Annotated in this window: 15 protein-coding genes; 3 read left to right on the plus strand and 12 right to left on the minus strand. The window is 66.5% G+C overall.

What is annotated here, in order from left to right:
* Positions 1–2: 2 nt before the first annotated feature.
* From ACFVUS_RS36505 to ACFVUS_RS36560, 12 genes are all read right to left on the minus strand, one after another.
* On the minus strand, positions 3–1,229 hold the full coding sequence (locus ACFVUS_RS36505; protein WP_387777411.1) for a cytochrome P450: 1,227 nt from the start codon (positions 1,227–1,229) through the stop codon (positions 3–5).
* Entirely contained in the window at positions 1,226–1,843 is a 618-nt protein-coding gene (locus ACFVUS_RS36510; protein ID WP_387777414.1) for an ATP/GTP-binding protein, read from the minus strand. Before ACFVUS_RS36510 ends, ACFVUS_RS36505 begins: the two co-directional genes overlap by 4 nt.
* Positions 1,818–2,162 carry a DUF742 domain-containing protein gene (locus ACFVUS_RS36515; protein ID WP_364638764.1) on the minus strand — a complete coding sequence of 115 codons (345 nt, stop codon included), beginning with the start codon at positions 2,160–2,162 and terminating at the stop codon, positions 1,818–1,820. Before ACFVUS_RS36515 ends, ACFVUS_RS36510 begins: the two co-directional genes overlap by 26 nt.
* Positions 2,159–2,530 (minus strand): roadblock/LC7 domain-containing protein, encoded by a 372-nt coding sequence (locus ACFVUS_RS36520; protein ID WP_387778544.1) that lies wholly within the window; start codon positions 2,528–2,530, stop codon positions 2,159–2,161. Before ACFVUS_RS36520 ends, ACFVUS_RS36515 begins: the two co-directional genes overlap by 4 nt.
* A 71-nt stretch (positions 2,531–2,601) precedes the next feature.
* On the minus strand, positions 2,602–3,987 hold the full coding sequence (locus ACFVUS_RS36525; protein WP_387777417.1) for a sensor histidine kinase: 1,386 nt from the start codon (positions 3,985–3,987) through the stop codon (positions 2,602–2,604).
* Positions 3,988–4,178: 191 nt separating this feature from the next.
* Entirely contained in the window at positions 4,179–4,466 is a 288-nt protein-coding gene (locus ACFVUS_RS36530) for a putative quinol monooxygenase (protein WP_387777420.1), read from the minus strand.
* 120 nt (positions 4,467–4,586) lie between these two features.
* Positions 4,587–5,336 carry a dienelactone hydrolase family protein gene (locus ACFVUS_RS36535; RefSeq protein WP_387777423.1) on the minus strand — a complete coding sequence of 250 codons (750 nt, stop codon included), beginning with the start codon at positions 5,334–5,336 and terminating at the stop codon, positions 4,587–4,589.
* Positions 5,337–5,596: 260 nt separating this feature from the next.
* Positions 5,597–6,040 (minus strand): hypothetical protein, encoded by a 444-nt coding sequence (locus tag ACFVUS_RS36540; RefSeq protein WP_387777426.1) that lies wholly within the window; start codon positions 6,038–6,040, stop codon positions 5,597–5,599.
* A 259-nt stretch (positions 6,041–6,299) separates the two neighbouring features.
* Positions 6,300–7,112, minus strand: coding sequence for a tryptophan synthase subunit alpha (gene trpA, locus ACFVUS_RS36545; protein ID WP_387777429.1), 813 nt, complete (start codon positions 7,110–7,112; stop codon positions 6,300–6,302).
* Entirely contained in the window at positions 7,109–8,341 is a 1,233-nt protein-coding gene (trpB, locus tag ACFVUS_RS36550) for a tryptophan synthase subunit beta (protein ID WP_387777432.1), read from the minus strand. Before trpB ends, trpA begins: the two co-directional genes overlap by 4 nt.
* Positions 8,342–8,484: 143 nt before the next feature.
* Positions 8,485–8,667, minus strand: a complete 183-nt coding sequence (gene trpM / locus ACFVUS_RS36555) for a tryptophan biosynthesis modulator TrpM (protein WP_387778547.1) — start codon at positions 8,665–8,667, stop codon at positions 8,485–8,487.
* Between the two features lie 70 nt (positions 8,668–8,737).
* The gene (locus ACFVUS_RS36560) at positions 8,738–9,376 is read right to left on the minus strand and encodes a hypothetical protein (RefSeq protein WP_387777435.1); all 639 of its coding nucleotides are present in this window, start codon (positions 9,374–9,376) and stop codon (positions 8,738–8,740) included.
* 23 nt (positions 9,377–9,399) lie between these two features.
* On the opposite strand from ACFVUS_RS36560, the gene ACFVUS_RS36565 reads away from it, so the two are divergent.
* The 3 genes from ACFVUS_RS36565 to ACFVUS_RS36575 all read left to right on the plus strand — a co-directional run bounded on the left by ACFVUS_RS36565 (position 9,400) and on the right by ACFVUS_RS36575 (position 11,654).
* Entirely contained in the window at positions 9,400–9,963 is a 564-nt protein-coding gene (locus ACFVUS_RS36565) for a DUF664 domain-containing protein (protein WP_387777438.1), read from the plus strand.
* A 25-nt stretch (positions 9,964–9,988) separates the two neighbouring features.
* Complete coding sequence (locus ACFVUS_RS36570; protein ID WP_387777441.1) at positions 9,989–10,327, plus strand: hypothetical protein; 339 nt, start codon at positions 9,989–9,991, stop codon at positions 10,325–10,327.
* A gap of 157 nt (positions 10,328–10,484) precedes the next feature.
* Positions 10,485–11,654, plus strand: a complete 1,170-nt coding sequence (locus tag ACFVUS_RS36575) for an alpha/beta hydrolase (RefSeq protein WP_387777444.1) — start codon at positions 10,485–10,487, stop codon at positions 11,652–11,654.
* The last annotated feature ends 54 nt before the right edge of the window (positions 11,655–11,708 follow it).

The raw sequence follows: 11,708 nt of genomic DNA on the forward strand, positions 1-11,708 counted from the left end.
TCCTACTTCACATTCAACGGCGGGCACGCAGGGAACACCACCGGCAGCGCTGCCAGCGCGCGGTGGAATGGCCCTGGACGCCAAGATAATTCATCGACCGGAACGGCGAGACGCAGCTCGGGCAGCGCGTCCAGCAATTGGTCGATGGCCTCCTGTGCCACCAGTGATGCGACCGACTTCGCCGGGCACGCATGCGGTCCCAGGCTCCACGCCAGATGTGAGCGATTGCCGATGCGCTCCCCGCCGCCGATCGCGGGGTCGTTATTGCAGCCCGCCAGGCTGATCACCACCGGCTGATGCGCGGGCAGCCAGGTCTCACCGACCAGCATGGGCTGACGCGGGTAGGAGATGGCGAAATTCGCCATCGGCGGATCGTTGAACAGCACCTCGTCCAAAGCGTCACGGGTGGAAAGACTTCCGCCCAGCACATCACCGGCGAAGCGGTCGTCGGTGAGGATCAGCCGCAGCGTATTGATGATCAGGTTCTGCTGCGGCTCCAGCCCCGCGCCGTAGATGCTGATGATGTTGGCCAGCATCTCGGTGTCATCCAGGCCCGCGTCATGCTGTAGCAGCCGCGTCACCATATCGTCGCTCGGCTCGCGCCGCTTGAGCTCGATGAGCTCCAGCAAAGCCCCACTGAGCGTTTGCATTCCGAGCTCGGCGTTCTCGTCCACCGAGTCGAACAGCGCCGCCATACCGGCTGCCACTCGCTGCCCGATCTCCGGCGGGCAGCCCAGCATGTCGTTGAGCCCCGCGAACACCAGCGGGAACGCGTACTGGGTGATCAGTTCGGCGGATCCGTTCTCGCAGAACGTATTGATCAGCGGAATCGCCTCGCGCTCCACGATCGCGTGCAGCCCGTGCAGATCCACCCCGTCCACCGCGTGCACATTGGCCTGCCGGTACCGGCGATGCGCCTCACCGGCATTGCGCAGCACGTTCGGATACCACTCCATCATCGGCTTGACCGGGCAGTCCGCCGGGATGTTCTGCTGCCAGATGCGCGGATCGGCCGGAAAGTGCTCCGGGTCATTGAGAATCCGCACCGCGTCGTGATAGCCGATCACCAGGGTGGCGGACACCCCCGGCGCGAGTTCCACCGGCACCAGCGAGCCGTAACGCCGGCGCATCTCGCGATAGTTTCCGTGCGGGTCGGCCGCGAATTCCTCCGCGTAGAGCGGGAATTGCGTGCCGTCGACTAGGACGGTGGGCCCGGTCGAAGTGGTCAAAGTCGTGACTCCTGACGAGATTGGAACAGGTACTCGACGAGGGTGATGAGCGACTGCACGCACGTACGCCGATCGCGTGCGTCCAGGGCGGTCAGCGGGGTGCCCTCGGCGAGGTCGAGCGCATCGCGGATCTCCGACAGCGGATACCGGTGCGCGCCTTCGAATTCGTTGACCGCCACCGAATACGGCACGCCGCGCTGTTCGAGCACGGCCAGCACCTCATCGGACTGCTCGATGCGCCGGGTGTCGACCAGCACCAGCGCGCCGAGCGCGCCCAATGCCAGTTCCTCCCACAGCGGGACGAACCGCTGCTGCCCCGGCGTACCGAATAGATACAGCGCCAGTTGCGGATTCAGCGTGATGCGGCCGAAATCCATTGCGACCGTGGTGGTCGTCTTCTCACGCAGTCCGGCCATATCGTCGACGCCGACGCTGGCCTCGGTGATCGTCTCCTCGGTGCGCAGCGGCTTGATCTCCGACACGCTGCTGACGAAGGTGGTCTTACCGACGCCGAAATTGCCTGCCACCAACAGCTTTACCGACTTGACGACGGTGGGGGCCAGATAGTCGACGCCCGGGGGCACCAACTCAGACCGCGAGGGCGCGGAGCCCATTCAGTACCTCTTCCAGCAAGCTGACGTCCGGCAGGGTGTGTGCGGGCGTCCGGGTTATCAGGTGACCGCCATCGAGCAGGTCGGCCACGACGATCTTCACCACCGAGGGCGGCAGATCGAGGTATGCGGCGATCTCGGCCAGCGACAACGCATCCCGACACAGCGCGTAGATGCGCCGGGCATCGGGCGAGCCGCCCTGCGGTGGGGTTTCGGCGGCGACGATCACGGTGACCAGGTCCAGTTGCCGGGAGGCGCGCGAACGCCCGCCCGTGCGCACGTAGGCCCGGACCAGATCGGGATCCCGCCGCGGCCCGGTCACGGCCGGGCGCCGCCGCGCGGTGTGGCACCGAGCTCGTGCCCGACCCGCGCCGCGAGCTCGTTGAGCCGGTGCGCGACCAGCGCCACATCGACCTCGGGAGTGGTGGAGACGCCGATGACCGCGCCCTCGCCCGCGGCGGTAATGAAGATCATCCCGCCGTCGTATTCGGTGACGTTCTGGCGCACGCGATCGCCCGGGCCGCCGCAGAATTCACCGAGCGCCTTACCGAGCGAACGCAATCCCGAGGCGGCGGCGGCGAAACGTTCCGCGTTGTCCTTGGTGATATTGCCCGAGTGCGCGATCCGCAGCCCGTCTTCCGATAGCAGCACGGCGAAACGCACGCCCGGAATGTCGAGATCGGCGAGCATCCAGCCGAGCCGGTTGCTGCCATCGGACGGAGTGTCGACCGCGGTGTGCGAGTCGGCCGCTGTCGGTGAATTCACGAGTTGTTCCCTTCGGTCTGATCGACTTCGGCCGCGGCGGTACGGCCGCTCACCGAACCGCTGTACCACGCCACCGCGATATCGGGTCGAGCGAGTTGGAGCGTCGGCGCGGGGGCGAGCGCAGGCGCGGATTGGAGAGTGGGCGCCGCCTGCAGTGCGGGCATGGGCGCCGACGTCGGTGCGCTGGGCTGAACCACGGTGCGCCGCCGCCGTTTCGTGAGTCCGCTCGCGGTCAACGCCGCGGCGATTTCTTCCTCTTCTGCCACACTGCGCTCCTGCACGGGTGCGACCACAGGCGCTGCAAGCGCGGGCTGCTCCCGCACGTCCTGCGGTGCGACCAAGAGTGATTCGGGAATGAAGACCATGGCGCGCACGCCGCCGTAGGCGTTGGGCCCGTCGACGTACACGCTGAATCCGTAGCGGCGCACCAGCGCCGCGATGGACGGGAAGCCGATCTTGGGCGCGGGGCCGAGTTCGAGAATATCGATGGCGCGCTCACCCGCCAGCACCTGCCGGGCATCCTCGAGCTGCTCGGGATTCATCCGCACCCCGGCATCATCGATCAGAATGGTCACACCGTGGTGGCCTTCCTGAAAACTGATGTCCACGAACGAGGTTGGCGGCGAGTAGCGCAGCGCGTTGTCCAGCAGCGTCGCGACGGTGTGCACCAGCGGTTCCACCACACGGCTCACCACCACGCGGTCCGCCTGGGTGGAGCGAACGCGCAGATAATCGCGAACGCGGCCGATCGCACCGCCCACCACATCGGTGACCGCCTGTTGCGGCCAGCGCCGCCCGGGCAGACCGCCGCTGACGATCACATAGGACTGCGCCTGCCGGATCATCTGCTGCACACTGTGATCGATTCGGATCAGCGTTTCGTACACCGCGTCGTCGCGATGTTCGCGCAGCGCGGCGCTGACCACCTTGCCGACGTCCGCGCCCAGGCTGACCACCGAGGTGCCGAACGAGCGCACGGCCGCGCCGGTGACATCGCGGGACGCGCCCTGGGCGGCATCGCGCACGGCCTGCGCCTCATCGCGCACGGTCTGTTCCGCCTTGGCGATCGCCTGGCGGGCCTGCGTCTCCACCTCGCGCCTGCCCTGTTCGGCGGCCTCGGACCAGAGCAGCCGCAAATCCTCGGCATAGTATTCGACGGTCTGCCACACCAGCGGAGCGATACTCGACTGCTCCAGTCCGACCGGGATATCGGTCCCGGTGACCGGCATTCCGGGGCGCCGAATCGATTCGGTCACCGACGGAAGCGTCTTGCGCACAAGCTGTTCGAGCAACTGCTCCCAGCCGCGCACCTGAGCGGTGAGCGCATCGGCCCGCGCCCGCTCCGCCCGCAGTCGCAGCGCCGAATAACCGGCTGCCGCCACCGCAACCACAAGTAGGGGAACAACTATCCAGAGAAACATCACGGCCATATGGGGTTTCGTCAATCCTGTCGGCTACACCGGGGTCGGGCGCACTCGCGCAACACGCCCGACCGTAGCCCACAACATACCTATTCCGTTATCCCAGCGATACTTTCACTTGCGATCCCCGCAAATTGAGGGCTCACGCACAATCAGGTCAGCGAGCGTACTTCCGCGATGTCATACTCGGCGACCTGCGCGGACCGGATCGTCGCGGCTTGCGAATCCGTCGGACCGCTGCCCCGGAAGTCATTGACCGCCTGCTGGGACTCCCAGCGTTCGAAGATGTTGATGCGCGCGGGATCGAGCAGATCCGCGGTGAGCGAGAAGTCCAGATTGCCGGGTGCGTTGCGCGCCGATTCCACGACCTCGACGCAATCGGCGAGATACGACCGACGGTCCTGAGGGTCGACGATGAGGTGTCCCGCGACGATCAGCATATGCGATTCCTTCGCTCGATTCGAAACGATCTGTCGCAGGGTAGGACGGTTCGGCGCGGTGTGATTCATCGGAACGGGACTCGGCGTCCGGCAGCGAACCGGACGCCGAGATCGCCCCGGTTAGCCGGTGACCCCGTTCAGATGCCGGGCGAAGAAGCGACTCCGGCTGTCGGCCGGGACGCCGCGCATGCGGTTATGCCTGCCCGGGTAGACGTGCACCGACTTGTCGAGGGATCCGCAGGCGTCGAACAACGCCAGGCCGGGCCGCGGATCGATCTCCTCATCGTCCCAGGCGATCAGGAATTCGACCGGGACGGTGATTCGCTTTGCCGCGTCCAGCAGTTCGTCGAACACGAACACCGGACCGAATGACGCGGCGGTGATCCGCGGTTCGGCGGCGACCAGCAACAGACCGGTGACCACGCCGAGGGTCATGCCGCCGAACCCGATCGGTGCGTCCGCCCCGATCTCGGGCAGCTGCTGGAGGGCGTCGATGGTGGCCTGCCACTCCGGAACGGCCCGCTCGGCCAGGGACAGATTGAACTCGGTGATGACGGGGGCGAGGGATTCGCCCGCCGCCCGCGCCGCCTGCATTTGCGCGACCCAGCGCTGATCGCGTTCATCACGCGGCCGATCGCCGTGCCCGGGTGCGTCGATCGCGGCGACGGTGTAGCCGAGTTCGGTTACCAGCTGATGGGCGTTGGCCACCAGTCCCGGCGCCCGCTTGTGCACACCGCCGGAATGACCGCTCAGGATCAATGGCGCACCCGTGGAACCGGATTCGGGGGAGAAGAGAACGCCGGTGACGTCATCGAGGACGAAATCGCGTTCGACGACACCGTCGGACGATGTCTCGGAGATAATGTTCATGATGGTGCCTTTCGGAAATGCCTTGCCTTTCAGGCACTCCCAGCGACACCTACGTCAATCGCCCAACCGTGAACCGAGCGGGAGCACCCATACGGATACAACGTTCATGGGTCTCACCTCCTCGGTCGAAATCACGGCCTGCGGTACGTTACACACTCGACCCCCGGCTGTCCATCGGCTATTCCGATATCCGTTTTGCCGTGCGGAGGCTGCGGTGGCGTGAGTTCGCCGCCACCGCAACCGGTTCCGATTCCCGGGGCTCAGGCCAGATCGAGTAGATGCAGTGCGCCTCCCCGCACCATCCAGCCGGTGAACGATTCGATGCGCCCGCAGGACTGGCAGCGCTCGGCGGTGGTCAGGGCGCGAACTCCGGTGCGTTCGGCGTACAGCGAATAGCCGACGGCGATATTGAAATCCTTTTCGCCGCATACGCATACGACCGCGTCGGCGTGGTCGTCGGACCACTCCGCATCGCATCCGGCGACGAAATGCCCGGCACCGCAACCGCGGCATTCACGGCGAATGGCACCTTGGTCGGGATCGCCCGATATGCCGAAAACAGTGGACCCGCAGTTAACGCAGAGCGAGTGTCTGGTCTCGTGGATCGCATAGCCTTCCGCGCCGATTTCGTGCAGAAACGCATCCAAATCGAGTGGGTTGTCACCGATGTGCCAGTCTCCGTCCGGGCTCATATGCAATGCCATGCCGGGCATACAACCAGAGTTCGCCGCACTGTGCCGCACGAAGCACCGAGTGTCCGAAACAAGCCCCGACTGTGCCGCGTGAAGGCCCGAGCGTGCCGCGTGAAGGCCCGACTGGACCGCGCGAGCCGCCGGACTAGGCTGGAGAGCATGGACCCCAATATCCTGTCGGTGCTCTCCGGCCTGGCCGTCGGACTGCTCGTGGACACGGTGTACGGCTGGTGGACCGCGGTGGCGCCCTTCCTGGGCGCGCACTGAGTCGTCAGCGTCTGCGCACTCCTTCCGCGAGCGCTGCGGTGAGTTCCCGGGCGGCGGTGATTCCGCTATCCAGATCGGCTGCGTCGAGCAGTGTCCTGACCAGCGCGGTACCGACGATCACGCCATCGGCGAAGGTCGCGACATCGGCCGCCTGGGCGGGCGTGGAGATGCCGATGCCGACGCAGACCGGCAGTTCGGTGGTGGCCTTGGTGCGCTGCACCAGGGTGTCCGCCGCCGTGCCGACGGACTGTCGGGTGCCGGTGACGCCCATCAGCGCCGAGGCGTAGACGAAACCCGATCCGGCCGCGGTGATTTCGGCCAGCCGGTCATTGCGGCTACTCGGCGCCACCACGAAAACCGTTGCGAGGCCGTTCGCCTCGGCATGTTCGCGCCATTCCGCGGACTCCTGCACCGGCAGATCGGGCAGGATCGCGCCCGCACCCCCGGCGGCGGCGAGTTCGGTGGTGAAGCGCTCGATGCCGTAGCGCTGGATGGGATTCCAGTAGCTCATCACCAGCACCGGCTTTCCGGTCGCCTCGAAGGCCTCGCGCACCGTGCGCAGTACATCCTTGATGCGGACGCCGCCGCGCAGTGCGATATCGTCGGCCGCCTGGATGACCGGACCGTCGATGACCGGATCACTGTGCGGCAGACCGATTTCCATCACATCGGCGCCGCTGTCCAGCACCGCCTTGATCGCGGCGATACCGCCGTCGACGGTCGGGAAACCGGCGGGCAGATAGCCGATGAGCGCGGCCCGGTTCTCCCGGGCGGCGCGGGCGAGCGTATCGCTCAGCAGTCGAATGTTCCCGCTCACTTGGCTTCCTCCGACTGTGCGAAATACTTGGTGGCGGTGTCCATATCCTTATCGCCGCGACCGGAGAGATTGACCAGGATCAATCCGTCCGGGCCGAGTGCGCGGCCGATCTCGAGCGCACCCGCGAGCGCGTGTGCGCTCTCGATCGCGGGGATGATCCCCTCGGTCGCGGACAGCAGCCGAAACGCCTGCATGGCGGCGTTATCGGTGATGGGAAGGTATTCCGCGCGGCCGATATCGTGCAGGTGCGCGTGCTCGGGTCCGATACCCGGATAGTCCAGACCCGCTGAGATGGAACAGGGTTCGGTGATCTGACCCTCGTCGTCCTGGAGCACGTACGAACGTGAACCGTGCAGGATGCCCGGCTCACCCGCCGACAGAGTGGCCGCGTGTTCACCTGTCTCGATGCCGTGACCGGCTGCCTCGCAACCGATCAGACGCACCCCGGCATCGTCGAGGAAGGGGTGGAAGAGCCCGATCGCATTCGATCCGCCGCCCACGCACGCGATCGCCGCATCCGGCAATCGCCCTGCCCGCCTGAGGATCTGGGCCTTCGACTCCACGCCGATGACGCGCTGAAAGTCGCGGATCATGGCCGGAAAAGGATGCGGTCCCGCGACCGTCCCGAAAATGTAGTGCGTGGTGGCGGCGTTGGCGACCCAGTCCCGGAACGTCTCGTTGATGGCGTCCTTGAGCGTGCGCGCCCCGGACAGCACCGGAATCACCTCCGCGCCAAGCATTTTCATGCGCGCCACATTGAGCGCCTGGCGCTGGGTGTCGACTTCGCCCATATAGATGACGCATTCGAGCCCGAACAGCGCACAGGCGGTGGCGGTGGCGACGCCGTGCGATCCGGCCCCGGTCTCGGCGATGACGCGGCGTTTGCCCATACGTTTGGTGAGCAGGGCCTGGCCCAGCACATTGTTGATCTTGTGCGAACCGGTGTGGTTCAGGTCCTCGCGCTTGAGGAAGATTCGCGCGCCGCCCGCGTGCTCCGCGAATCGCGGCACCTCGGTCAGCGCGGTCGGCCGTCCCGCGTAATCGGCGAGCAGTTCATCGAACTCCGCGAGAAAAGCGGGGTCCACCTTGGCTTTCTCATATTCGGCCGCCACCTCTTCCACCGCGGCGACCAGCGCCTCGGGAATGAATTTGCCGCCGAAAGCGCCGAAATAACCTTCGGTGTCGGGCGTTCGGCCATCGAGGTCCGGAACGAAGAATTGTGTGGTCATGGTTCGGTCTCCTGGGGCGTATGCCCCGGTCGGCAGGCTCGGAATGGGTCACGAGAACGCGTATGCGCGCGCCGATGCCGACGGCTCGACAACCGTTGACACCCTCGAAGAGGAGAGGACGGAACCGGGAACGAATCGCTCCCTCAGACACCCCGCCCGACACGCGACGCGTTGAGCCATCGCATTCCATTGACCTGCCCGGGTTCGGAACCGATCACATACCGAACCCGACGCCCCAGCACCCGTCGCGCCGGCGCACGGCAGCCGCGCGGGCGGCAACCGGGAGCAAGACGGACACTGATGGACATGCCCGCAGCGTAACCCATCACGACGCGCGCCGATCGATCAGGTTCGAAGAAGCTTTGCCCCACGCCCGCTCGTCGGCTGAAACGGTTTTCAGCAGAAGGTGATCAGGGTGTGGTTCGCCATTGAGACGCGCGCCTGCTCGAACAGCACCAGCCAGGTTTCGCGTTCGCGGTAGAGCGGGTGCTCGTCCTCATCGTTCGCGAACTTGGCGATCTCCGCGTCCGATAGCTCGCCGTCGACCAGGGTGATGCCGAGATACCGTGCGACATAGGCGAGTTCGCGCAACAGGGCGGCGCTGGAACCGACCATGCCGCCCGGAATCTCCAGCGCGGCATCGGGGAAGAGCACCTCCTGGAAATCGGCCGGGACGTAGAAGCCCTCGCAGTCCGAATGGCAGATCAGATGCGATTCGAAGGTGTACATGACGCGGTCCAACACCTCGTCCGCGGTTGGATCCTCGCCCGCGGCAACGGGTGTCAGCGGTTCGCCCGGATTCTCCAGCGCCCGGGCGTACGCGCGCCGCAGGTAGTGCACGAAGCTGTACGGGAACCCGCCGAGCCGGTCCCGGGCCGTCGCCGCACCGTGGACGATCGGCTCGTCATGGGACGGCAATCCCTCCGCCGTGAGCAGTGTGTTCAGTGCTGCCAACTGCGCGCGCAGCGATTCGGCATGCTCTTCATCATGTTCCAGCGCGTAAGCCAACGCGTGTGTTGCCACTGCCAACCCCATGCGCCCGAGGCTAGCGTGACCCTATGACATCGAGCGCCACTCCCTGGGAGCCGCCGCTGGCCGGAACCGAGGCCGAACAGCTCATCGGCGCGCTGGAACGACTGCGCACCACCTTCCGCTGGAAGGCCGACGCTCTGGACTCCGCCGGGCTGGACGTCCGCATCGGAGCCTCCGCCCTCACCCTCGGCGGTCTGCTCAAACACCTTGCCCGGGCCGAGGACGAGATATTCACCGCCAAACTCTCCGGCGCACCGGTCAGCCCGCCCTGGGACACGGTCGACTGGAAATCCGCCCCCGACTGGGATTTCGAATCGGCCGCCGCCGACACCCCCGAACAGCTCTACGCCATTTGGGATCAGACCGTCGAGCGGTCCAGGGCGATACTCGCCGCAGCACTCGCCGACGGCGGACTCGACCAGCCGGTCCACCTCGAGTGGGACGGCAACCACCTCAGCCTGCGCCGCCTGGTCTGCGATCTCATCGAGGAATACGGCCGCCACACCGGCCACGCCGACCTGATCCGCGAAGCCGTCGACGGCCGCGTCGGCGAGGACCCGCCGCGCGGCTGGCGCGTACGCGAGTATTAGTGGAGACAGCAGTGGAGGAGGCGGCGTGAGCGACCGGGCGGGACTCGACGGACAGGCGCGGCTGCGGGTCACCGTGGAGTTCGGGGAGCACTCGCGGGAACTCGCGATAGCGTGGTCGCTCGCCGACATCGCCGCGCATCTGAAACTCGAGTACGCGCGAATCTTCCTGGTGCCCTTGGAAACCGGAGCCGATCGAAGCTACCTGGAACTCATCGACGGGCATCCGCGGGCCACCGTCCTGCTCCCCGGCACCGTCCCCGCGGGCGAATACGCCATCGAGGTCGACGGCTACGGCAGCGCCAGCTGGGGCGACGGCCGCCTCGACGCCCGCGGCCGCAGCGCCGCCTTCACCATTACCCGGTGATCATTTATCCAGGTCGGTGCGGGAGGAATTGGCGGGGACGGGGGTGCGCGGGCGCGTTATGCTGCTGGCGATATGGGCTGTGCCGCTGATTCGAATCGGGCGGGGCGGTGTGGGGAGCGGTCGAATGGGGCCGCACTGCGGAAGGGCATAACAGGATATGGGTGGCTTGGCTGTGCGAGGGGCGCAGGAGCGCCGATACAGATCCCGGGGTGGGTGGGCCAGGCGGACCGTTGTCGGTGCTGTCGCGGTCGCACTACTACCGTTCGGGGCGTCGGTGGTAGTGGCGGGACCCGCTGTGGCGGACCGTGATCCGGCGGCATTCGACTTCTCGGTCGACTCCGCGATGGGGGCCATCAATACCCGGATCATTCGCGCGGCGGACGGGAACACCGATCGGGTCGTGTATCTGCTCGACGGGGAACGGGCGCAGAACGATTTGAACGGCTGGGAGCTGCACACCAGCATTCCGGCGGCGCTGGCCAAGTTCAATATCAATGTGGTGATGCCGGTCGGCGGCGAATCCAGTTTCTACGCGGACTGGAATGAGCCGAGCAGTTTCGGCGGCGTCAATCCCGATGCGTCGCTGCTGCCGGGGCGGGATTCGGGATCGGCCATCGCGGGCTGGGATGAGACGCAGGGCAAGACCAATACCTACAAGTGGGAAACCTTTCTGACCCACGAACTGCGCGACGCGCTGCGAAATCGGCTGGGGTTCAGCGATAGTCGCAACGGCGTGTTCGGGCTTTCCAGTGGCGGCAGCGCCGCGGTGGTGCTGGCGGCCTACCATCCGGATCAATTCGTGTACGCCGGATCGCTGTCGGGGTATCTGCACTCGTCCGCGCCGGGTATGCGAGAAGCGTTGCGGCTGGCCATGATCGCGGCGGGCGGCTACAACATCGACTCCATGGCGGCGGCGGGCAGCCCGGCCTGGGAGCGGCAGGACGCGGTCGGGTTCGCCCCGACGCTGATCGCCAACAATATCCGGCTGTACATCGCGGCCGGCAGTGCTGTTCCGGCGCAACAGGATCTGTCCTCGGTGGACGCGATCATCCAGGGCATGCCGCTGGAGGGGATCGCGCTCGCCAATACCAAGGCGTTCCAGTCGCGATTGCAGGGGCTCGGATACGACAATGTCACCTACGACTTCCCCAGTATCGGCGTGCACAACTGGGGACAGTGGGAGCAGGTAGCCAATCGCATGCTGCCCGATATCGCACAGCACATCGGCAAGCCGCTGCCCGCGGGGCAGCAGCCGCCGGCCGGACAGCAGCCGCCCGGTGACGGACAGCAGCCGCCGCCGGGTGGCGGTGCGCCGCCGCAGAAGTAGGCACAGCTGAAAAGGTCCGCCGCAGTCCGGGATTCGGAATGCGGCGGACCTTTT

Source organism: Nocardia sp. NPDC058058 (assembly GCF_042885355.1).
In the GTDB taxonomy this organism is placed as follows: Bacteria; Actinomycetota; Actinomycetes; order Mycobacteriales; family Mycobacteriaceae; genus Nocardia.